Below are 22671 nucleotides of genomic sequence, written 5' to 3'. Positions count from 1 at the left end.
GTGGGAGCCGGGGTGCAGCAGGACGCCACCACCTACTGCCTGACGCTGTTCCTTACCGAGGCGATGCGGGTCAGAGTGGGCCGGCTCGGGATGGTGGGATTCCCCGCCGGCTGGTGGGTCTACACGGGCAGCGCGCGGCGCAACATGGATGCCCGGATCGCCCGGCACCTGCGCCGGGACAAACCGCGGCGCTGGCACCTGGACTACCTGACCGGCGACCGGCGCGTCATCGTGGTGTCGGTCACCCGGCACGCCGAGCCGGAGTGTCGGCGCAACCGCCGCAATGGCGGTATCGTGGTGGTGTCGGGCTTCGGCGCTAGCGACTGCGTGGCCGGCTGTGGTAGCCACCTGCGCTGGCTCGGCGCGGCGCCTGTGCCGGACGCTGCGAGTGGCGGCGCCGATAGCCTCCGGCAGCACCCGCAATCCCCGGAAAGAGGACACCCATGTACGTAGATCCCATGCCCCTGAGCGCTTACCCCTGGTACCTGCGCCCTTGGTTCTGGTGGCAGCGGCGGCGCGCCGGCTCGGTGTCCGAACCGATCCGCCTGTGGGCGCGCCGGCCCCGGTTGCTGGCGCCGCTGATGCTCCTCGGGGCGGCGTTCGAGCGCCGGCGCGCCGACCTCGAGCCCGGTCTGCGCGGGTTGGTGGGGCTGCGCGTGGGGCAGCTCAACGAATGCCCTTTCACGGTTGATCAGAGCGCCCACAGCCTCCAACGACAGGGTGTGCCCTGGGAGAAGATCCGTGCGGTCGCCGATTGGGCCGAGGGGGAGGGTTTCACCAGCCGGGAGCGGGTGGTGCTCGGCTACGTCGAGGCGGTCACGCGCAGCGACACCCCGGTCAGCGCCGACGTGGTCGGGGCGGTGAAGCGCCATCTGGATGATGAGGCCCTGATCGAACTCACCGGGCTGGTGGCCTTCCACAACATGACCACCAAGTTCAACAATGCCCTCGATGTCCCGCCCCAGGGGCTGTGCGTGCTGAGCGTCAACGAGCGTGGCGAGGCGGTGGCCCGGGAGGCGAACCCGGCCCGGGGCGAGTAGGGTATCCTCCGAAAGGTGTGGATCCGAGTGACGAGGAGGTCCCGTGAGCACGCTGGAGCAAGCCCTGATTGGCAACTGCGCCTTTGCCGCGCTGGTCAACCGCCAGGCCGAGATCACCTGGGCCTGTATGCCCCGCTTCGACGGCGATCCGGTGTTCTGCTCCCTGCTCGGCGATCCGGCCGCCGGCGCCGGGGCGGGGCGGTTCGCCATCGAACTCGAGGGGTTGGCGCGCACCGAGCAGTGGTACGAGCGGAACACCGCCATCGTGGTGACGCGGCTCTACGATCATCAGGGCGGGGTGGTGGAGGTGACCGACTTCGCCCCGCGCTTCGAGCAGTTCGGACGAACCTTCCGCCCGGTGGAGTTGATCCGCCAGGTGCGCCGGGTGGCCGGTTCGCCCCTGATTCGGCTGGTGGTGCGGCCGGTGTTCGATCATGGTCGGGCGTTGCCCAGCGTCACCCAGGGCAGCAATCACGTGCGCTACGTCGGCCCGGGCCAAGTCCTGCGCCTGACCACCGACGCCTCGCTGACCGCGATCCAGGATGAGACCCCGTTCATCCTCGAGGACGACCTGACGCTCGTGTTCGGTCCCGACGAGACGCTGCCCCAGTCGCCCCATGAGACGGGCTACCAGTTCTATGAGCACACCTGCATCTATTGGCAGGAGTGGGTGCGCAACCTGGCCATCCCCTTCGAGTGGCAGGAGGCGGTGATCCGCGCCGCGATCACGCTTAAGCTCAACACCTACGAGGACACCGGTGCGGTGATCGCCGCGGTGACCACCTCGGTCCCCGAGGCGCCGGATACCGGTCGCAACTGGGACTACCGGTACTGCTGGCTGCGTGACGCGTACTTCGTGATCAACGCCCTCAACCGGCTGGGGGCGACCAAGACGATGGAGCACTACGTGCGCTTCATCATCAACACCACCGCCGGTATCGAGGGTCGCTCCCTGCGCCCGGTGTATCGCATCAACGGCCGCGATGATCTCTTCGAGACCATCGCCTACGGGTTGCCCGGATACCGGGAGATGGGCCCGGTCCGCATCGGCAACCAGGCCTACGAGCAGCAGCAGAACGACGTCTACGGCTCGGTGATCCTGGCCACGGCGCACCTGTTCTTCGATGAGCGCCTGCGCCGCCGCGGCGATGAAGCGCTGTTCCGTCGCCTTGAGCAGCTCGGCGAGCAGGCCGTGGCCGTCTACCGCGAGCCGGATGCCGGCCCCTGGGAGTTCCGCGGTTTTGAGAAGGTGCACACTTTCTCGGCGGCAATCTGCTGGGCGGCTGCCCGCAACCTGCGCGCTATCGCCGCTAAACTGGGGCTGATGGAGCGGGCCGACTACTGGCGCCGCCGCGCCGACGAGATGGCAGCCACCATCCGCACCGAGGCCTGGAACGAGCAGCGCAACAGCTACATGGCCAGCTTCGGCGGCCAGGATCTCGACGCCAGTCTGATGCTGCTCTACGAATGGGGTTTCCTGCGCGCGGGCGACCCGCGTCTGGCCGGAACCGTGCGCGCCGTGGAGCAGGAGCTGCGCCACGGCGACTTCCTGTTCCGCTACGTCCACGAGGACGACTTCGGCAAGCCGCACACGGCCTTCACCACCTGCACCTTCTGGTATATCGATGCCCTGGCCGCGGTCGGGCGTGACGCGGAGGCCCGCGCGCTGTTCGAGCGCCTGCTCGAGTGCCGCAATCACGTCGGTCTGCTCTCGGAGGATATCGACCCGTACACTGGAGAACTCTGGGGCAACTTCCCGCAGACCTACAGCATGGTCGGACTCATTAACTCGGCCATGCGCCTGAGTCGTACTTGGGAGGAACCGCTGTGAGTCGACTGGTGACCGTTTCCAACCGTGTGGCCCTGCCCAGCCAGCTGCAGGCGGCCCAGGGTGGGCTCGCTGTCGGCCTGCGCTCGGCGCTGGAGGAGTCTGGCGGGATCTGGTTCGGCTGGGACGGCGGCGTCGACGAGCGCATCGACGGGTTGCGCCAGCCGCGCGTGCAGACCGCCAACGGGGTGCGTTACGCCACCCTGCGTCTGAGTCGCAGTGAATACAACCGGTACTACCTGGGGTACGCCAACCAGGTGCTGTGGCCGCTGTTCCACTACCGCATGTCCTTCGTGCACTGCCGCCGGGAGCGCGTCGAGGGCTACTGGGAGGTGAACCGGCTGTTCGCCGAGCACCTACCGCCGCTGCTTGAGGGCGACGAGGTTATCTGGGTCCATGACTACCACTTCATCCCGCTCGGGCAGTTGCTGCGCGAACAGGGCGTCGAGGCGCCCATCGGCTTCTTCCTGCACACCCCCTTCCCGCCCTGGGATGTCTACCGCGCTCTACCGGGCCACGAGCGTCTGCTTGAGTCCCTGTGCCGCTACGACCTGGTGGGGTTCCAGACAGCCATCGACCGGGACAACTTCTTCGACTGCCTGGCGCATTACCGCCCGCAGCTCCCGCGCCCCCGGGCCGAGGTCTTCCCCATCAGCATCGATGTCGATCAGGTAGCCCGCGAGGCCCAGCGGGGTTACAACTCCCAGCAGGGGCGGCGGCTGCAGCAGAGTCTGCGCGATCGGCGGCTGATGATCGGGGTCGACCGGCTCGACTACAGCAAGGGCCTGCGCAACCGGTTCGAGGCCTACGAGGCCCTGCTCGAGCAGCACAGCGAGCAGCGCGGGGATGTGGTCTTCCTGCAGATCGCCCCCGTCTCACGCGGGGATGTGCCCGAGTACGAGGAGATCCGCCAGCACCTGGAGTACCTGGCCGGCCACATCAATGGTCGTTTCGCGGAGTACGACTGGGTGCCGCTGCGCTACCTCAACCGCGGCTTCCACCGCTCGAACATCCTTGGCTTTCTGGCGCGCAGCGATGTCGGGCTGATCACCCCGATGCGCGACGGCATGAACCTGGTGGCGAAGGAGTTCGTCGCCGCTCAGGATCCCGGTGATCCGGGTGCCCTTGTGCTCTCGCGCTATGCGGGCGCGGCGCAGGAGTTGGATGGCGCGGTGCTGGTCAATCCCTACGATGTGGACCAGATGGTCGATGCTATGCACCAGGCGCTGACCATGCCGCTGGGTGAGCGACGCGAGCGCTGGCAGCAGATGATCGAGGCCCTGCGCCGGCAGGATATCCACCGCTGGCGGACGGAGTTCATCCAGGCCCTGCACGATGCTCACCGCGCAAGGAGTTCGGAGGCGCTGTGACCCGTTACCTGCTGGCCGACATCGGCGGTACGCATACCCGCGTGGCGGAGGCGGTTCCGGGCGAACCCCCGGGGCCGGTCACGCAGTACCGCAATCGCGATCTCGCCGGCCCCAGCGAGGCGCTGCAGCGCCACCGCACCGGGCACGCCGACGAAGACTGGTGGGTGGCGGCGGCAGTGGCCGGACCCGTGGCTCAGGGGGAGGTTCGGCTGACCAACCTCGGCTGGCAGCTCGAGGTCGGCGAGCTGGCGTGCCGTACCGGGGCGGCTCGTGCCGAGCTGGTTAACGACTACCAGGCGCTGGCCCGCGCTCTGCCCGAACTGGATCCGGCGGCGCACTGCACTGTGCTGCGATCCGGTACGCCGGCGTCGGGTGGGGCGATGGCGGTGCTTGGGCCGGGCACGGGCCTGGGCGTCTCCGGGCTGGTGCCGGCCGTCCGGGGCTGGGGGGTGATCGCCGGCGAGGGCGGCCACGTCACCCTCGCCGCCGCCGACGAGACCGAGGCAACGTTGCTCGGTGCCTTGCGCGGGGAACTCGGCCACGTCTCCGCCGAGGCGGTGCTCAGTGGGCCCGGGTTGAGCCGGCTGCACCGGGTGCTCCACGGGGTCGAGGCGGCCCCGGAGGCCATTACTGCCGCCGACGGCGAGGCCGACCCGGCGGCCCGGGAGACCATCGACCGTTTCCTCGCCCTGCTCGGCGGGACCGCCGGCAACCTCGCGCTCACCCTGGGTGCGCGCGCAGGTGTGTTCCTCGCCGGCGGGATCCTGCCGCGGTTGAGTGCCTCGCGGCTAGCCGACTCGCCGTTGCTCGAGCGCTTCCTGGCCAAAGGGCGCTTCCGTAGCTACCTCGAGCCGGTGCCGGTTTGGCGCATCGACGATCCGGCGGCAGCTGCGCTGCTCGGGCTGCGCGCGTGGCTGGATGACTTGCGGTACCCTTGAGACCCGAGTGGATTCAGGCATGCGGCTGGCAGGCGAGGCCTTCTGACCATGGCATCATCCCGCATCCCGGCGGACGAGGCGCACCGCCTCGAGGCCCTGGCGCGGTACCAGGGCGGTGAAAGCGGCCCCGAGGTGGCCTTTGACCGGCTGGTGGGCTTGTGCGCAAGGGTCTTCGAGGTGCCCATCGCTTTCATCTCGCTGGTCGAGCGCGAGCGGCAATGGTTCAAGGCGGCTCGCGGGCTGGAGCTGACGGAGACGCCGCGCGAGATCGCCTTCTGCAACTGCGTGATCGAGGCCGGGGATCCGCTGGTGGTCACTGACAGCCACCGGGATCCGTACTACGCGGACCATCCGCTGGTTACCGGGCCCCCGCACCTGCGCTTTTACGCCGGGGTGCCGCTGGTCGTCGATGGCGGCGCGCGGATCGGCACCCTATGCCTCGGGGATCGCCGGCCGCGGACCCTCTCCGGCGCCGAGCTGGAGACCCTGCAGGAGCTGGCGGCCATGGTGGTGGACGAGTTCGAGCTGCGCCGGGCCAACCAGCGCCTCGATCAAGAGCGGGCGGCCACCGAGCTGCGCCGCGCCAACCTCGAACTGCAGCAGGCCCGCGAGGAGGCCGAGCGGGGTAATCGGGCCAAGAGCCAGTTCCTCTCAAGCATGAGCCACGAACTGCGCACGCCGCTGAACGCCGTGCTCGGTTTCGCCCAGATCCTCGATCAGGACCCGCGCGAGCCGCTCTCCGAGCGCCAGGCCGGCTACGTCGAGCAGATCCTCGGGGGTGGTCGGCACTTGCTGTCGCTGATCGACGACATCCTCGATCTCTCCCGGGTTGAGGCCGGTCGGGTGCAGCTGCAGCCGGAGTGGGTGGCGCCGGGGTCGCTGGTTGATCAGTGCGTCGAGCTGCTCGGTCCCCTGGCCGCCGATGCTGGGGTGCACCTGTCGGTGCAGCAGGCCGCTGATGCCCCGGCAACGATCCGGGCCGATCCACAGCGCATCCGGCAGGTGCTGTTCAACCTGCTCAGCAATGCCGTGAAGTACAACCGGCCGCAGGGGCGGGTGGACCTCGAGGTCGAAGCGTCCGCCGCCAACCGGATCCGGTTCCGGGTGCGGGACACCGGGGTCGGCATCCCTGAGGAGCGCCAGCGCGAGGTCTTCTACCCCTTCAATCGCCTGGGCCTGGAATCCTCGGAGGTGGAGGGGACCGGAATCGGCCTGGTGGTGACTCGCCGCCTGGTTGAGCAGATGGGCGGAGAGCTAGGCTTCTCCAGCGAGCCCGGGGTCGGGTCGGTCTTCTGGGTCGAACTGCCCTGTTTCCCTGCGGAGAGCGAGGTTTCCGGCGATGGATAAGCCGAGCTACGAGGGCAGCGGGCTGGTCAACCTGATGGCCTCCCTGGGTCGCGCATTCGCGGCCGGGTCGAGCCACTATCCAGCCCTCGACCCCGATCCGGACCTGGGGCTGGAGGATGCCCGCACGGTGATCCTCTGGATTATCGACGGCCTCGGCGACCACTTCCTGGCCCGACAGCCGGCCAGCACACTGGCCCGAGACCGGGTTCGGGGGCTGACCTCGGTTTTCCCGGCCACCACCTCGGCGGCGCTGACCAGTATCAGTACCGGCCGCCCACCGCGGGGGCACGGGGTCACAGGCTGGTTCATGTACGTCCACGAGCTCGGCGCCGTCACCGCCTGGCTGCCTTTCGGGCCGCGGGTGGGCAAGGGGCAGTGGTCCGGTATCGAGCCGGAAAGCGCCGAGTTGCTTCAGCGCGACCCGATCTGGGATCGCTTCGAGGCCGAGACGCACGTCGTCCAGCCCTCTTGGCTGGTCGATACGCCGTACAGCCGCGGGGTCACGGGACGCTATGCCCGGCGCCACGGTTATCAGGGGCTGGACGAGCTGCGCGAGGTGCTCGTGCGGATCGCCCGCGAGCCCGGCCGGCAGCGCCGATTCGTCTACGCCTACTGGCCGGATCTGGATACGCTGAGCCATCAGCACGGGGTCGACAGTGCGCCGGTGCGCGATCAGTTTCGCTCCATCGATATCGCCTGGCAGCGACTGCTCGACGGGGTCCAGGGTACCGATACCGTGGTGCTGGCCACGGCCGATCACGGCCTGATCGACACCGCCCCCGAGCGGACCCTCTACCTCGAGGACCATCCGGAACTCGCCGAGATGCTGGCCCTGCCGCTGTGCGGCGAGCCGCGGGCGGCTTACTGCTACCTGCGTCCCGGCACCGAGACCGACTTCCAGCTCTATTGTCGGGAGCGCCTGGGGGCCGTCTGCCAGGTCGCCCGGGCCGAAGAGCTGCTTGCAGCCGGTTGGTTCGGTCCGATGCCCGAGCACCCCCGGCTGCGCCGGAGGATCGGCGACTGGGTGTTGTTGCCTGCGGACGGCTGGGTGATCAAGGATCGGCTGGTGGGTGAGGGCCGTTTCGCCCAGGTGGGCGTGCACGGTGGCGCCTCGGCCAGTGAGCAGTGGGTGCCGCTGATTGCCGCACGGCCGTGATAGCATCAGCAGGATGGAATCCCTGCTCTACACCGCCGAGGTGCCCTTCGAGGCCGCGCGACGCGTTGGCCGGGGCTGGCACGGCCACTCCTTCCGGCTGCGTGTGCGGGCGGCGCCCGATGGTGGTGCCGCCGATCCGGACGCGCTGGCCGATGCGTGCGCCCGCGTGACGGCGCCATTTGACTACACGCTCCTCAACGAGCGCCTCGAGGATCCCGCTGACGACCGGCTGCTCGACGAGCTCGGCCGGTGCTTGCGCACCGCTGGCGTGACCCCGCGGCGGCTGGCGCTGCGCAGTGCCCCGGATCGCGGCGTCGGCCGCGGTGAGGTGGACTGGGCGTGGCGGGCCTTCCGGTTCGAGGCGGCCCATCGGCTGCCCTACGTCCCCGAAGGCCACCCGTGCGGGCGCATGCACGGGCACGGGTACCTGGTGGTGCTCGAGGCCACCGGCGCCGATGCTGAGGGGCTGGGGGCGGCGTGGGCGCCGCTGGGCGAGGCCCTGGACCGCGCCTGCCTGAACGACTTCCTGGACAACCCCACCAGTGAACTCATTGCCGTCTGGCTCTGGGAGCAGCTCCGTCCCCGCTGCCCCGGGCTTACCCGATTGCATGTCCATGAGACGGAGCACTCTGGCTGCACCTACGACGGCGAGCGGCACACCATCTGGAAGGCCCAGCGTTTTGAGGCCGCCACCTGCGTTTCGGGGCCCGGAGATCGACGCGGCCGGTTGCACGGGCACGGCTATCGGCTGCGGGTCCATGTCACTGCCCCGCTGGACCGCGTGCTCGGCTGGACGTTGGACTACGGCGACGTCAAGGCGGCCTTCGCGCCTGTGCGCCAGGCGCTGGACCACCAGCGCCTGGACGCGATCGCCGGTCTCGAGGCCGGGGACGTGGCCAGTCTGGCCGCCTGGGTGGCGCGCTCCGCGCACCAGCGGCTGCCGGAACTCCACCGCGTGGACTGCTACGAGCGCGACGGCGTCGGGGCCATCGCCTGGCCGGATTGAGCCGTGAGCTACGCCGTCCACAGTCTGTTCTATACCCTGCAGGGCGAAGGAGGGCGAAGCGGCCGGCCGGCTGTCTTTGTGCGTTTTGCCGGCTGCAACCTGTGGAGCGGCCGGGAGTCCGATCGAGCGACGGCCGTCTGCAGGTTCTGCGATACCGAGTTCGTGGGTACCGGCGGTCCCGGCGGGGGGCGTTTCGGTGACGCCGGGGAGCTGGCCGCGGCGGTGGCGGCGCAGTGGCCCGACGGCGGCGCGCCCTATGTCGTTTGCACCGGCGGTGAACCGGCGTTACAGCTCGACGCGGACCTGCTGGCAGCCCTGCACGCCCGGGGGTTTGAGGTGGCCGTGGAGACCAACGGCACCTTGCCCCTGGCGCCGGGCGTGGACTGGCTTTGCGTTAGCCCCAAAGCAGGGACCGAGCTGGCGGTCACCGCCGGTGACGAACTCAAGCTGATCTATCCGCAGCCCGGAGCAGAGCCGGAGCGCTACGCCCACCTGGCATTCCGCCACTTCTATCTCCAGCCCTTGGACGATGCCCAGCGCGATGCGCATACCCGTGCGGCACTGGACTACTGCCGTGCGCACCCGCAGTGGTGGCTGAGCATGCAGATCCACAAAGACCTGGGTATCCCGTAGCCCTCGGGGCGCCGCTTGCGCTCGGCCGGGGACCCAGGCAACGTGGACCCTCAGGTCCGCCTCTGGCGAGGGGAAAGGTCATGTTCGAGGTCAGTCTGGATACTGTCTGCTTTATCATCCGCAAGTGCCGGGAGTTCCAGGCTAAGGAGGCGGTGGTCATCCCCGACTCGCCGGATGGCCCCGAGGACGACTGGGCGCTTCAGGTCCTTGCCGACCACGCCGATGACCTGAGCGTGCAAGAGCTGCGTGCCACCTTCGAGGACATGGAGCCGGCGGAGCAGGCCGAGGTCGTGGCGCTGATGTGGATCGGACGCGGCGATTTCGATGCCAGCGAGTGGACGGAGGCGCGCAGCGAGGCGAAGTCGGCGTGGAACCCGCGGACCGCTGACTATATCCTCGCTACGCCGCTGGCGGCCGACTACCTGGAAGAGGGACTGGATGCCTTCGGTTTCGAGTGTGACGACTGAAGGCCGCGCGGGCCGGCTACGACCGCCCGAGCCGGTTCGATAGCCAGGTGTCCAGGCGCTGGATCTCGGGCATGCAGACCGCGTGCTCCATAGGGAAATCGTGCCACTCCACGGGATGGCCTGCGGCCTCCAGCTCGGCAGCCGCCTGGCGGCCGAGTTCGATGGGAACGATCGGATCCTGCGTCCCGTGGGCCATGAAGACCGGGGCCCGTGCCCCGTCGTGGCCGGTCTCCGTGGCGCTCGGCAACCAGCCCGAAAGCGCAATGACCCCGGCCGGCGGGGTTGACGAGTTGAGCGCCGTGTAGAGGGCGGTGGCGGCGCCCTGCGAGAAGCCTGCGAGGAACAGGCGCTCGGCGGGGGTGCCGCGTTCCACCTCCCGGCGCATCAGCGCCTCGATCTGCAGTCGTGCTCGCTCGAGCCCCGGCGTATCCTCATCGATGCCGCCGCCGCCAAGGCCCCGGATGTCGTACCACGCCGGCATGGACATGCCGCCGTTGACCGTGACCGGCTGGACCGGGGCGTGGGGGAAGATCAAGCGCACGCCGTAACCGGCGCTCTGGCGGAGTTCATCGACGATGGGCGCGAAATCGTGGCCGTCGGCGCCCAGGCCGTGGAGCCAGATGATGCTGGCGGAAACGTTCTCGCCGGTGCGCTTCTCCACGCACTCGAGCAGGGAGGTCTCGTTCATGCTTGATCCTTGGTGGTGACTCGGTTGGCCATACGCTCCAGCCGTTCACGATCCTCCTGGTGCCAGGCCAGGGCGTCGCTGGCCTGGACGGCGGCGTCGAGGATCGGCGCCACCCACGGGGGCTGCTCGGGGCTGATGCGGTAGTGGACCCATTGCCCGCGGCGTCGACACTCGACCAGCCCGGCCTCGCGGAGCATGGCCAGATGGCGGGAGATCTTGGGCTGAATAATGCCCAGTGCTTCAGTGAGCTCGCAGACGCATAACCAGCCCTCGCGGCGCAGCAGAAGCAGGCAACGCAGCCGCGTGGGGTCGCCGAAGAGTCGGAACAGGTGGTCGGGCGTCAGGGGCATGCGCTCAGGGTAGGGGGCGCGCGGTATTCGTTCAAGCGAATAGCTATGGCGCCACGCGCCGCCTCTGCCCGGCAGAGGCGGCGCGTGGCGCCGTCTTAGCGTCCGCTCACGCGGCCTTGGTGGTCTTCGCGGCCAGGCTACTGGTGCTCTCGCGGACCGACTGCTGCAGGTCCTCGGTCATCGCCTGGCTGAGCTGGGCCAGAGTCCGGGCGTCCTTGGCGAGGCTGTCCGAGGTCTCGCGGGCCGCCTCCACGCTCTTCTGCAGGTAGTTCTGCAGCTGCTCCGGCGACTGGACCTCGCTTGCCTCGCGCAGGTTGCCGAGGGTGGCGTCGGTGTAGCGCCGGGCCATGTCCAGCTGGTAATCGGTCATCTTCTCCCAGTGCTCGAGCATCTTGCTGTTCACACCGTGGAAGGGCTCGGCATAGGGCCCGAACTGGGTCTGCATCTGCTTGATCATCTCTTGGTAGTTCATCATTGCCACCGCTCCTTTCGCGCCGTTCCGGGCTTTGTCTCGATTGTTGCCATGCAGCATAGCAGCGGCCATGTTGCGTCGCAACAAAATCGGTTGAAAAAAACTCGTGGGTGGCAGGTTGCGAGGCCCCCAACTTGTGCCAATATATGGGGTGCGACCGACAGCAAGACCTGACCCTGGTCCTCATGGAGGTCGCGTCACGATGATTAATACAGAGGTTGTTTGAGATGTCAGAGCGTCAACAAGGTACGGTTAAGTGGTTCGACAACGCCAAGGGCTACGGCTTCATCAGCCGCGAGGGGGGTGAAGACGTGTTCGTCCACTTCCGTGCCATCCGGGGCGACGGTTTCCGCTCCCTGGACGAGGGTCAAGCGGTCGAGTTCAGCGTGACCCGCAGCCCCAAGGGCCTGCAGGCCGAGGACGTCGCAGCGCTTTAAACCGCCGCCAGAGCGGCAGTAAGCTGCCATTGAGAGAAAGGCCCGCCCCTGGCGGGCCTTTCTCGTTGTGGGACGTGCGTGTGCGCCCCGGCGACATGTGCTAAACAGAGGGGTCCACAGAGGGAGTTGCCCCACCCATGTCCGAACGCGTCTTCACCCTGGAAGTCCACCCCTGCCTCCCGCCGTCACTCGCCCGCCTGCGCGAGCTGGACGATGACCTCTACTATTCCTGGGACCGGCGAGTCCGGGGGCTGTTCTACCAGATTGACCCCGAGTGCTGGGAGGCCAGCGGCCACAACCCCAAGGTTTTCCTGCGCCGGGTTCCCCAGGAGGCGTTAGAGCGTGCCGCCGAGGACCCGACCTTCCTGGAAGACTACAACCGGACCCTTTCCGCCTACGACACCTATCTGGAGCAGGACACGTCGCCGGAGGTTGCCCCGCACCTGGATCCGGACCAGGACCTGGTGGCCTACTTCTGCGCCGAGTTCGGCCTGCACGAGAGCCTGCCCCTTTACTCTGGCGGCCTCGGCATCCTCGCCGGTGACCACTGCAAGGCGGCCAGCGATCTGCGCGTGCCGCTGATCGCGGTCGGGTTGCTCTATCGCCAGGGCTACTTCATCCAGAGCATCGATCACGAAGGGCGCCAGGTGGCGCACTACGTGCCCACCGAGGTGGCGCAGCTGCCCGCCTACCCACGCCAGGATGGTGACGGCGAGGAGCTGCGGGTGGCTGTCGACTTCCCCGGACGATCGGTGCAGCTGCGCATCTGGTCGGTGCGGGCCGGCCACGTGCGTCTGTACATGCTCGACAGCGATGTGCCCGAGAACACCCCCGAGGATCGCTCGATCACCTATCAGCTCTACGGCGGCGGCACCGAGATGCGCATCAAGCAGGAGCTCTGCCTCGGCATCGGGGGCGTACGGGCGCTGCGCAAGCTTGGCGTGGCGCCGACGGTCTGGCACTTGAACGAGGGGCACTCGGCCTTCCAGCTCGTCGAGCGCTGCCGCGAGTGGGTGGCGGCCGGCGTCGATTTCGTCACGGCGATGGAGGCCGTCGCCGGGGGCTCGGTGTTTACGACGCACACGCCGGTGGCGGCGGGTCACGACATCTTCGATCCGGAGATGGTCCGCGAATACCTGGGGGCTGCGCTCGGGGACTCCGGGCTCGATATCGATGCCCTGCTGGCGCTGGGCAACGGGCGGGCTGAGCAGCCGGGTTTCAACATGACCAGCCTGGCCCTGCGCGGATCGCGCTTCCACAACGGGGTCAGCCGAATCCACGGCCGCGTGGCCTCGGAGATGGAGGCGCGCATCTGGCCTGATGTGCCGGCTCAGGAGAACCCCATCCACGCCATCACCAACGGCGTGCACGTGCCGACCTTCCTGGCCCAGGAGTGGGGCAATCTCTTCGATCAGCGCTGGCCGGCCTGGCGCAGCGAGCTGAGCAACGAGGCGTTCTGGAGCGTGGTCGACGAGCTGCCCGATCACCGCTACTGGAGCATGCGCCAGAGCCTGAAGTCGCAGATGCTCCGCGACGTCTGTGCCCGGGTCGAGGCGCGGTGCAAGCGCAACGGCATGGCCGAGGCGATGATCCGGCGCATGACCCGCTTCATCCGCGACCCCGAGGCCGATGTCCTCGTGCTCGGTTTTGCCCGCCGCTTTGCCACCTACAAGCGCGCTCTGCTGATCTTCCGCGACCTCGAGCGTCTCAAGCAGCTGCTCAACGATCCCGAGCGGCCGATGATCCTGATCTTCGCCGGCAAGGCCCACCCGCACGATGAGCAGGGCCAGGAGATGATTCGGCGGATCCACGAGCTGACCCTCGATCCCGATCTGATCGGGCGGCTTCTGCTGCTGGAGAACTACGACATGGCGCTGGCGCGCAAGCTGGTGACCGGTGTCGACGTGTGGCTGAACAATCCGGAGTACCCCCTGGAGGCGTGCGGCACCTCCGGTCAGAAGGCGGCCATCAACGGGGTGGTCAATCTCTCGGTTCTGGATGGCTGGTGGGATGAGGGCTACGCCGGGGACAACGGCTGGGCGATCTACCCCCACGCGCCGGGCTTCGATCCGGAGTACCGTGACGGCGAGGAGGCCCGCGACCTGCTCGATACCCTTGCCGGTGAGGTGGCGCCGCTCTACTTCGATCGCGGTGAGCGCGGCTACTCGGCCGGCTGGGTGCAGATGTCCAAGGCCTCGATGCGCAGTACGCTGCCCCGGTTCAATGCGCAGCGCATGGTGATGGACTATGTGCGCGATCTCTATGGCCCGGCCGCCCGACATCATCGGCGCCTGACCGACGAGGAGTTGGCCGGCGCCGCTGGTCTGGCCGCCTGGAAGGAGCATGTGCGGGCCTGCTGGGACGGGACGGCCCTGGAGCTGATCGACGAGGCCCCGGACGCCCTGCGCCACGGAGAGCCGCTGCGTCTGCGGGTGAAGGCGCAGCTCAACGGGCTGGGTGCCGATGATGTCACCGTCGAGTGCCGCTTCAGCCCGGTGCCCCACCCCCGGGATCCGGGCCAGACCCAGCGTTTCGTGTTCTCGCCCACTGGCGGTGATGACGACGGGGATCCGCTGTTCTCCCTGGACATTCAACCCCGCCTCAACGGCTTGCAGTACTTCCGTATCTGCATGTACCCGAGCCACCCGCTGCTCGGTCACCCGCTGGAGCTGGGGCGGATGCGCTGGCTCTAGGCGGCGACCGCCGCCTAGAGCCGGCCGTAGAGTTCGTTGAGGGCGCGCAGCTGCCCGGCCAGGGGGCCGGGCAGCCACTCCCATTCAAAACGCCAGCGCCAGTTGCCCTCGGCAACCCCGGGCACGTTCATGCGGTGCTCGCCGCCCAGCGCCAGCAGATCCTGCAACGGGATCACGGCCAGTCCTGCCACCGACGCCAGCGCTGCCCGGATCAGCGGCCACGGCATCGGTTCGCCGGGGTGGCCCAGGTAGGCGTGGAGCCGCTGCGCCGTCGCCTCCGGTAGGTCGGCGTACCAGCCCAGGGTGGTGTCGTTGTCGTGGGTACCGGTGTAGACGACGCAGTGCCGGTGGTGCTGGTGGGGTAGGTAGGGGTTGGCGGCGTCGCTGTCGAAGGCGAAGTGCAGCACCTTCATCCCCGGCAGGGCGAAGCGCTCGCGGAGCCGCTCCACGTCCTCGGTGATCACGCCCAGATCCTCGGCCACCAGCGGGACCCGACCGAAGCGCTCCTCCACCGCCTCGAGTAGGGCGTCCCCGGGGGCTGCCTCCCAGTATCCGTCCCGGGCGGTGGGCGCCTCGGCCGGGATCGCCCAGCAGGCGCTCAGCCCCCGGAAGTGATCGATGCGCACGAAGTCGAACAGGGCCAGCTGGGTGGCCAGCCGCTCGAGCCACCACGCGAAGCCGTCGCCCTGCAGGCGCTGCCAGTCGTAGAGCGGGTTGCCCCAGCGCTGGCCCTCGGCGGAGAAATAGTCCGGTGGCACGCCGGCGACGAGGGCCGCATGCCCCTCGTCGTCGAGTCGGAAGTACCGCCGGTGGGCCCAGGTATCGGCGCTGTCGTGGGCGACGAAAATGGGGACGTCGCCGAAGAACTGGACACCGCGCTCGGCGGCGTAGTCGCGCAACGCCTGCCACTGGCTGAAGAAGAGGTACTGTTCAAAGATGTGGCGGTCGATCCGCCCGGCCAGCCGGTGGGTGGCTGCCTCCAGCGCCGCCGGTTCGCGGTCCCGCTCGGCGGCGGGCCACGTCCACCAGGCCGCGTCGCCGTGCTCCTCGCGCAGGGCGGCGTAGAGGGCGTAGTCCTCCAGCCAGTGGCCCTGCTCGCGCCGGAAGGCGTCGATCTGCGCCTCGGTCGGTGCGTCACCTTGTTCGCGCAGCCGCTGGTGGGCGCGGTGCAGGCAGGAGCGGCGCCAGGCCCGCAGCGCGACAGGATCGTCTCCGGTCTCTGGGGGGTGAAGCTCCTCCGGCGTCAGCCACCCCCGCTCGGCCAGTGCGTTTAGGTCGATGTAGCACGGCTCGCCCGCGTGAACCGACAACCCCTGGTAGGGGCTGAGGTCGTCGTGGGTGGGGCCGAGCGGCAGCATCTGCCAGATGGTGAAGCCGCTTGCCGCCAGCCAGTCCACGAAGCGGTAGGCGTGCTGCCCCAGGTCGCCGTTGCCTGCGGGCCCAGGCAGGGCGCTGAGGTGAACCAGCACCCCAGCCCGGCGCCGCTCGGCCAGCTCCGCGCCGCTCACGGCTCGGCGCGTCCGTGGCGCATCACGCCGCCGCGCTCGGGCGAGCCCCGGCCCTGGCGCGCGAAGGCGTGGCTCAGGTGCTCCGGCGGCTCCTGGCCCAGGGCGTGGTACAGCGCGGCGAGTTGGATCCGATAGAGGTGGTCGAAGTCGCGGATCACGTCGGCGGGGTTGTAGTCGCCGAACCACCAGAACCAGTCCGAACTCTCGCAGATGGCCAGCTGCGCCTCGGCGCGTTCCCGGGCGGCTTCGTCGAGCGCGCCGATACGCTGATCGAACGCCTGCTTGGCCTCGGCAAGCAGCTCCCAGGCCCGATCCTTGTCCACCTCGCCGATCCAGGTGGAGAGGGTGCCGTAGACCCAGCTGCCGGCCACCAGTCGTGACAGGGGGCGCGGCTCGAGTTCCTCGGCCGCCTCGGCGAAGGTGGTCAGCACCAGTCCCGGGTGATCGCCGAGCCGCTGATACAAGCCGTTGAGAAAATGGAAACCGTTGGCGGGGTAGTGCTCCCAGGCGTTCTCGCCGTCCATGATGATCGGGATGACCGTCTGTTCCGGTGCCTCGCAGCCGGCGGCGATGGCCTCCATGCGGCTGATTAGATTGGCGACGGCGTCGTCGCCGTGCCAGTCGGAGAACTCGAAGCCGATGGCGTCGGACAGCCCGTCGTCGCGGAAGAAGCAGCGGGTTCCGTCGCCGCTGTCGCCCTCGGCGTCGAGGGCGTAGGCCCGGTGCCACTGGCCGTTGCCGGTGCCCTCCGGGCCGAGGCTGTTGTCCAGGACCGCGCCGCCGCTGGCCGCCCAGCGGAATCCGAACTCCTGCAGTAGCCTCAGGGTGGCCTGGCTGATCGCCCCCTCCGACGGCCAGCACCCCCGCGGACGGTGGCCGAAGGTGTGCTCAAAGCGCCGTATGCCCTGCTCGAGGTGCCAGCGCGCCCGGTCCTCGCCGCCGGGATAGCGGTCGACCACCGGCATGGAACTCTCGGGCCAGGACTCGCGGGCGCACTGCAGATCCTGGAGCAGTGGCAGGATGGGGTGCCCATAGGGGGTCATCGACAGCTCGACCCGCCCGGTCTCGGCCAGGTGGCGGTAGCGGTGGGGCAGGCCGGCGAGCAGCTCGCCGATTACGCCGAGCAGTTCGCGTCGGTCGTGGAGGGTAAAGCCCTTGCCCTGGTCGATCAGCCGCTGGACCCGCGGCTCGCCGCGGCGGACGGTCTCGCCCATCCAGCCCAGGTGGTACCAGGTGATCAGATCCACCAAGAAGGCGTCGCTGAGGTAGCGCATGCTCGCCGGGTGGGCGCTGACCATCTCGGCGATCTCGAGCAGGTGCCGGAATGCCGGGAACGGGTCCGCTAGCCGCTGGCGGTTGATGCGCTGGCACTGCTCGACCAGGCGGCGCCGCTCGTGCTCGTTGACCGGCAGGGTGGGCATGGCCAGGGCGCGCAGCAGGGGGTCGCGCAGCCGTTCGCCGCTTTCCAGGAAGCCGGCGATCTGGCGGCTGTAGTCCTCCAGCTGCTCGAGGAGAACCGGGGAGAAGTTGACCACTGCGCGCGCCGCCGGGTTGGCCTCGAGGTGGGCGGCCATGTCGGCGTAGTCCTTGATCCCGTGCAGGTAGGTCCAAGGTAGTAGGTAGTCGCCGGTGCCGGGGTCGAGGTAGCTCGGCTGGTGCATGTGCCAGCACAGCACCACGCGCACGGGCTGGGTCTCTGTCGCGTTCGGGTCGCTGGCATCAATAGACAACGTGGATCTCCTGGCCGAGCATTTCCGGGGTGACGAGGACAACACCGCTGGGGCTGACCGTAAAGCGCCGCGCGTCCTCCTCGGGATCTTCGCCGATCACGGTCCCCGCCTGGATGTGGCAGTACTTGTCGATCACCGCGTTGCGGATCCGACAGTCGGGCTCGATATGGGCCTCGGGGAGGATCACCGAGTCCTCAACCCGGGTGCGTTCATCGACGATCACCGACGAGAACAGTAGCGAGCGCCGTAGCCGCGCCCCGGAGATGATGCACCCGCCGGAGACCATGGAGTCGACTACGGTGCCGCGGCGGCCCTCCTCGTCGAAGACGAACTTGGCCGGGGGCAGCTGCTCCTGGAAGGTCCAGATCGGCCACTTGCGGTCATAGAGGTTGAGCTCCGGGGTGACGTCGATCAGCTCAAGGTTGGTCCGCCAGAAGGCGTCGATGGTTCCTACGTCCCGCCAGTACGCCTGGTCCCCGGTGGTCGGCTCCCGGAAGGGGTAGGCCATGACTCGGGCCTGGTCGATCAGCTGCGGGATGATGTCCTTGCCGAAGTCATGCTCCGAGCCGCTGCGGGCGTCCGCCCCGAGGGTTCGGAAGAGGAAGTCCCGGTTGAAGACGTAGACCCCCATGGAGGCCAGCGCACGGTCGTCGCGGCCGGGGATCGGGGTGGGGCTGGCCGGCTTCTCGTCGAAGCGAACCACCCGGCTGTCGTCATCGATGCCCATGACGCCGAAGGCGCTGGCTTCCTCGATGGGGACCTCGAGGCAACTGACGGTGACGTCGGCGCCGCTCTCCACGTGGTAGGCAAGCAGCGGCCCGTAGTCCATCTTGTAGATGTGGTCGCCGGCGAGGATCAGGACGTAGTCGGGATCGTGCAGCCGGACGATGTCCAGGCTCTGATAAACCGCATCGGCCGTGCCTTGGTACCAGGAGTCGGCGATGCGCTGCTGGGCTGGCAGCAGTTCGACGAACTCGCCGAAGTCGCTGCTCAGCGAGCTCCAGCCCTGACGGATGTGCCGGATCAGGGAGTGGGCCTTGTACTGGGTGAGTACGCCAATGCGCCGCACGCCGGAATTAATGCAGTTGGACAGGGGGAAGTCGATGATGCGGAACTTGCCGCCGAACGGAACCGCCGGTTTGGCACGCCACTGGGTGAGCTCGCGCAGCCGCGTGCCGCGGCCGCCGGCGAGGATCAGGGCCAGGGTGTCTCGGGTCAGGCGGCTGACGAAACGGGGAGAGCGATGGGATAACACGTCGGATCTTCCTGGTGACAGAGGCCTGAAGGGCAGTATGGACGGCTTTTCCGGCGATCGACAGGGTATTGCGTGCCAGCGCCCCTTCCGGCAGGGTCCATTGAAGCCGGCGAGCGGGGTGTGCGCGTGAATCGATCCATTCAGAAGGATGCCGGGGGTGACGACCGGCAGCGTATCGCGGAGGGCCGTCACGCCGACCCCTTCGCCTACCTCGGCGGGCCCCACGGCGCCGAGCGCCGGGTGCGGATCTACCACCCGGAAGCCGTGGAGGTAACCTTCAAGGACGGCACCGCGGTGCCCCGTATCGCGGGTACCGACTTCTTCGAGGCGCCGCTGCCCGCCGCCCTGCAGGCGCCGTACGTCTTCTGCTGGCGCGACGCTGGCGGGAGCTGGCGCAGCACCTACGACCCCTACAGCTTCCCGCCGGTGCTCTCCGAGTTCGATCTGCACCTCTACGCCGAGGGGCGGCACTGGCACGCCCAGCGCTTTCTAGGCGCGCACTGCACCACGGTGGAGGGGGTGGCGGGCGTGGCCTTTGCCGTCTGGGCGCCCAACGCCGAGCGGGTCAGCGTGGTGGGCGACTTCAACCGCTGGGACGGGCGTCTTCACCCCATGCGGTTGCGCCTCGAGGCCGGGGTGTGGGAGCTGTTTATCCCCGGGCTGGAGCCGGGGGCGTTGTACAAGTTCGAGTTACGCGGTCACGGCGGTTGTGGCCCCATGCTCAAGACCGACCCCTGTGCCCGGCGTTACCAGCAAAGGCCCGAAACGGCCGCCGTGGTCGAGCCGCCGGAGGCCTACGCCTGGGAGGACGGCGAGTGGATGGAGCGCCGGCGCCGGGAGGGCAGCGCCTGGCAGCAGGCGCCCTGGTCGATCTACGAGGTCCACCTTGGCTCCTGGCAGCGCGATGCGCAGGGCGGTTTCCTCGACTACCGCACCCTTGCCCACGAGCTGGTCGCGTACGTCCAGCGCACTGGGTTTACCCACATCGAGCTGCTGCCGATCACCGAGCACCCGCTGGACGACTCTTGGGGCTACCAGACCACCGGCTACTTTGCCCCGACCAGCCGCTTCGGCGGCCCGGATGATTTCCGCTACTTCATTGACTACTGCCACCGCCACGGCATCGGAGTGATCCTGGACTGGGTGCCCGCCCACTTCCCGCGGGACGCCTGGGCGCTGGCCCGCTTCGACGGTACGCCGCTCTACGAGCACGCCGATCCCCGCCAGGGGGAGCACCGCGACTGGGGGACGCTGATCTTCAACTTCGGCCGCAACGAGGTGCGCAGTTTCCTGCTCTCCAGCGCCGTGTACTGGCTCGAGGCCTACCATCTGGATGGGCTGCGCGTCGACGCAGTGGCCTCCATGCTCTATCTGGACTACTCCCGCGAGGACGGTGACTGGGTGGCGAACGTCCACGGCGGCAACGAGAACCTGGAGGCCATCGCCTTCCTGCGCGAGGTCAACACCGTTACCCACGGCGAGCAGCCTGGGACCTGCATCATCGCGGAGGAGTCCACCTCTTGGCCGCAGGTCACGCGCCCGACCTACCTCGGTGGGCTGGGGTTCACCATGAAGTGGAACATGGGCTGGATGCACGACACCCTGACCTACCTCGGCGAGGACCCCGTCCACCGCCGCTACCACCACGACCAGCTGACCTTTGGTCTGCTCTACGCCTTCACCGAGAACTTCGTCCTGCCGTTCAGTCATGACGAGGTGGTCCACGGCAAGGGCAGCCTGCTTGACCGCATGCCCGGCGACGACTGGCAGCGCCTGGCCAACCTGCGCCTGCTCTACGCCTACCAGTTCACCTATCCGGGCAAAAAGCTGCTGTTCATGGGCTGCGAGATCGGCCAGCGCAGCGAATGGGATGCCGATTCTACGGTGGACTGGGCGGCCCTATCCGATCCACGCCACGCCGGCGTGCAGCGCCTGATCGGCGATCTCAACGGGCTCTACCGGGGCGAGCCGGCGCTGCACCGGCACGACTTCTCCGAGGCGGGCTTCGCCTGGGTGGACTGCCACGACGCCGAGCAGTCGGTGTTCAGTTACCTGCGCTGCGGTGACGCCGGCGAGCGGGCAATGGTGGTTCTCAACTTCACGCCGGTGCCACGCCACGGCTATCGGCTGGGCGTGCCGGTCGCTGGGTACTGGGCGGAGCGGATGAACACCGATTCGGCCCTCTACGGCGGCTCGGATGTGGGCAACGCCGGTGGCGTGATCGCCGAGCCGGTGCCGTGGAGCGGCCACCCGTATTCGGTGGTGCTGACCCTGCCGCCGCTGGCCGGCCTGGTGCTGGTCGGGGAGGGTGCGTGAGGATCCTGTTCGCCACCGCCGAGGCTTGGCCGCTGGCCAAGACCGGGGGCTTGGGCGACGTGGCTTTCGGCCTGACCCGGGGGCTGGCTGAGCTCGATTGCGACGTACACCTGTTGATGCCCGCCTATCCGGGTGCCGCCGAGCAGCTGGAGGGCACGGTCCGCCGGCGTCAGGTGCCGTGGGCCGACGGGGATGTGGCGCTGATTGAAGGGCGGCTGCCCGGCACCGGGGTTGGGGTCTGGCTGCTCGACGATCCGCCGCTGTTCGCACGCGTCGGCGGTCCCTACGCCACGGCTGGGGGCGATGCCTGGCCGGACAATCATTGGCGGTTCTGCCGTCTGTCGCAGGTGGCTGCGGCTCTGGCAGCGGGGGATTTGCTGGACTGGCGCGCCGACGTGCTCCACGGCAACGACTGGCAGACCGCGTTGGCCCCGGTGTTCCTGCGCGAGCGCAGCGAGCGGCCGGCCACCGTGTTCGGTATCCACAATCTGGCCTACCGCGGGCTCTTTCCGGCGGAACTCTATCCCCGGCTCGGGCTGCCAGCCGAGCTCTGGCACCCCGAGGGGTTGGAGTTTTTCGGCCAGCTGGCCTTTATCAAGGGCTCGCTGGTCTTCGCCGACGCCCTGGTGACGGTCAGCCCAACCTACGCTCGCGAGATCCAGACCCCGGCCTTTGGCTGGGGGCTGGAGGGGCTCCTCCACCACCGGCGGGACCGGCTGTTCGGCATCGTCAACGGCATCGATACCGAGACCTGGGACCCGGGGCGTGACCCCCATCTGGCCGCCCGCTACGCCGAACCGGACGACCCGGCCCGGTGGGCCAATCGCGGAGCCGTGGCACGGGCCGTTGGCCTGGCGGAGGGCGACGGGCCCGTGCTCGGTTTCGTCGGTCGGCTGGTGGAGCAAAAGGGTGTGGACCTGATCCTGGCGGCGTTGCCGCGTCTGCTGGCCAGCGGCGCGCGGCTGGCCCTTCTCGGCTCGGGGGATCATAGGCTGGAGGCCGCGCTGCGTGCCGCGGCCGAACAATATCCGGGGCAGGTCGGGGTGGTGATCGGCTACGATGAGGCGCTCGCCCACCAGATCGAGGCCGGCAGTGATCTGTTTCTGATGCCCTCGCGCTTTGAGCCGTGCGGGCTCAACCAGCTCTACTCCCTGCGCTACGGGACGCCGCCGGTGGTCCACCCCACCGGCGGGCTGGCGGATACGGTCGTGGACGTGGATGCCCACCCCCAGAGCGGTAACGGTTTCCACCTGGCTGCGGCGGAGGGCGCCGCCCTGGCCGAGGCGGTGGAGCGGGCCTTGGCGCACTGGCGGGATCGGTCGGCTTGGCACGCCATCCAGGCCCGCGGCATGGCCGGGAGCTACTCGTGGGAGGCCTCGGCGCGGGCGTATCGGGATCTGTATCGCGAGCTGGGGGCAGAGCGGGGATGACGACCGC

At 68.8% G+C, this 22671-nt stretch carries 20 protein-coding genes; 14 read left to right on the top strand and 6 right to left on the bottom strand.

Going from position 1 to position 22671, the window contains the following annotated elements; genetic code table 11:
* The 10 genes from CCR79_RS06505 to CCR79_RS06460 all read left to right on the top strand — a co-directional run bounded on the left by CCR79_RS06505 (position 1) and on the right by CCR79_RS06460 (position 9785).
* Positions 1-453 (top strand): GIY-YIG nuclease family protein, encoded by a 453-nt coding sequence (locus CCR79_RS06505; protein ID WP_345941484.1) that lies wholly within the window; start codon positions 1-3, stop codon positions 451-453.
* Positions 444-1040 (top strand): carboxymuconolactone decarboxylase family protein, encoded by a 597-nt coding sequence (locus CCR79_RS06500; RefSeq protein WP_201170038.1) that lies wholly within the window; start codon positions 444-446, stop codon positions 1038-1040. Before CCR79_RS06505 ends, CCR79_RS06500 begins: the two co-directional genes overlap by 10 nt.
* 43 nt (positions 1041-1083) lie before the next feature.
* Entirely contained in the window at positions 1084-2871 is a 1788-nt protein-coding gene (locus CCR79_RS06495) for a glycoside hydrolase family 15 protein (protein WP_201170036.1), read from the top strand.
* Complete coding sequence (locus tag CCR79_RS06490; RefSeq protein ID WP_201170034.1) at positions 2868-4238, top strand: alpha,alpha-trehalose-phosphate synthase (UDP-forming); 1371 nt, start codon at positions 2868-2870, stop codon at positions 4236-4238. Before CCR79_RS06495 ends, CCR79_RS06490 begins: the two co-directional genes overlap by 4 nt.
* Positions 4235-5176, top strand: coding sequence for a glucokinase (locus tag CCR79_RS06485; protein WP_201170032.1), 942 nt, complete (start codon positions 4235-4237; stop codon positions 5174-5176). The genes CCR79_RS06490 and CCR79_RS06485 overlap by 4 nt, the downstream gene beginning before the upstream one ends.
* 48 nt (positions 5177-5224) lie before the next feature.
* On the top strand, positions 5225-6523 hold the full coding sequence (locus tag CCR79_RS06480; protein WP_201170029.1) for a GAF domain-containing sensor histidine kinase: 1299 nt from the start codon (positions 5225-5227) through the stop codon (positions 6521-6523).
* The gene (locus tag CCR79_RS06475) at positions 6516-7679 is read left to right on the top strand and encodes an alkaline phosphatase family protein (RefSeq protein WP_201170027.1); all 1164 of its coding nucleotides are present in this window, start codon (positions 6516-6518) and stop codon (positions 7677-7679) included. Before CCR79_RS06480 ends, CCR79_RS06475 begins: the two co-directional genes overlap by 8 nt.
* Before the next feature lie 13 nt (positions 7680-7692).
* Positions 7693-8685 (top strand): 6-carboxytetrahydropterin synthase, encoded by a 993-nt coding sequence (locus tag CCR79_RS13945; RefSeq protein WP_201170025.1) that lies wholly within the window; start codon positions 7693-7695, stop codon positions 8683-8685.
* A gap of 3 nt (positions 8686-8688) precedes the next feature.
* Positions 8689-9318: a 7-carboxy-7-deazaguanine synthase gene (gene queE / locus CCR79_RS06465; protein WP_201170023.1), complete on the top strand. Its 630-nt coding sequence runs from the start codon at positions 8689-8691 to the stop codon at positions 9316-9318.
* A gap of 80 nt (positions 9319-9398) precedes the next feature.
* Entirely contained in the window at positions 9399-9785 is a 387-nt protein-coding gene (locus CCR79_RS06460; RefSeq protein WP_201170021.1) for a DUF3775 domain-containing protein, read from the top strand.
* A gap of 16 nt (positions 9786-9801) precedes the next feature.
* Here CCR79_RS06460 and CCR79_RS06455 read toward each other — a convergent pair whose 3' ends face one another.
* The 3 genes from CCR79_RS06455 to CCR79_RS06445 all read right to left on the bottom strand — a co-directional run bounded on the left by CCR79_RS06455 (position 9802) and on the right by CCR79_RS06445 (position 11298).
* A complete protein-coding gene (locus tag CCR79_RS06455; RefSeq protein WP_201170019.1) occupies positions 9802-10473 on the bottom strand; it encodes an alpha/beta hydrolase in 672 nt (223 codons plus the stop codon).
* Positions 10470-10823 carry a metalloregulator ArsR/SmtB family transcription factor gene (locus tag CCR79_RS06450; protein ID WP_201170016.1) on the bottom strand — a complete coding sequence of 118 codons (354 nt, stop codon included), beginning with the start codon at positions 10821-10823 and terminating at the stop codon, positions 10470-10472. Before CCR79_RS06450 ends, CCR79_RS06455 begins: the two co-directional genes overlap by 4 nt.
* Positions 10824-10929: 106 nt before the next feature.
* Complete coding sequence (locus CCR79_RS06445; protein WP_201170014.1) at positions 10930-11298, bottom strand: phasin family protein; 369 nt, start codon at positions 11296-11298, stop codon at positions 10930-10932.
* A gap of 224 nt (positions 11299-11522) precedes the next feature.
* On the opposite strand from CCR79_RS06445, the gene CCR79_RS06440 reads away from it, so the two are divergent.
* On the top strand, positions 11523-11732 hold the full coding sequence (locus CCR79_RS06440) for a cold-shock protein (RefSeq protein ID WP_201170011.1): 210 nt from the start codon (positions 11523-11525) through the stop codon (positions 11730-11732).
* Between the two features lie 137 nt (positions 11733-11869).
* Positions 11870-14425, top strand: a complete 2556-nt coding sequence (gene glgP / locus CCR79_RS06435) for an alpha-glucan family phosphorylase (protein WP_201170008.1) — start codon at positions 11870-11872, stop codon at positions 14423-14425.
* Positions 14426-14439: 14 nt separating this feature from the next.
* Here the strand turns inward: glgP and malQ are convergent, their stop codons facing one another.
* Genes malQ through glgC form a run of 3 tightly spaced genes read right to left on the bottom strand, consistent with a single transcriptional unit; the run spans position 14440 to position 18918 of the window.
* Positions 14440-15933, bottom strand: a complete 1494-nt coding sequence (malQ, locus tag CCR79_RS06430) for a 4-alpha-glucanotransferase (protein WP_201170006.1) — start codon at positions 15931-15933, stop codon at positions 14440-14442.
* Positions 15930-17594 (bottom strand): glycoside hydrolase, encoded by a 1665-nt coding sequence (locus tag CCR79_RS06425; protein ID WP_370641507.1) that lies wholly within the window; start codon positions 17592-17594, stop codon positions 15930-15932. Before CCR79_RS06425 ends, malQ begins: the two co-directional genes overlap by 4 nt.
* 58 nt (positions 17595-17652) lie before the next feature.
* Entirely contained in the window at positions 17653-18918 is a 1266-nt protein-coding gene (gene glgC, locus CCR79_RS06420) for a glucose-1-phosphate adenylyltransferase (RefSeq protein WP_201170002.1), read from the bottom strand.
* Between the two features lie 126 nt (positions 18919-19044).
* Here glgC and glgB point away from each other — a divergent pair, with 126 nt between their 5' ends.
* Both glgB and glgA read left to right on the top strand, forming a co-directional pair.
* Complete coding sequence (glgB, locus tag CCR79_RS06415) at positions 19045-21234, top strand: 1,4-alpha-glucan branching protein GlgB (RefSeq protein WP_201170000.1); 2190 nt, start codon at positions 19045-19047, stop codon at positions 21232-21234.
* The gene (gene glgA, locus CCR79_RS06410; protein WP_201169998.1) at positions 21231-22664 is read left to right on the top strand and encodes a glycogen synthase GlgA; all 1434 of its coding nucleotides are present in this window, start codon (positions 21231-21233) and stop codon (positions 22662-22664) included. Before glgB ends, glgA begins: the two co-directional genes overlap by 4 nt.
* The last annotated feature ends 7 nt before the right edge of the window (positions 22665-22671 follow it).

It is taken from the genome of Halorhodospira halophila (assembly GCF_016653405.1).
Taxonomy (GTDB): Bacteria; Pseudomonadota; Gammaproteobacteria; order Nitrococcales; family Halorhodospiraceae; genus Halorhodospira; species Halorhodospira halophila_A.
This window is presented reverse-complemented; position numbering and strand designations above follow the sequence as displayed.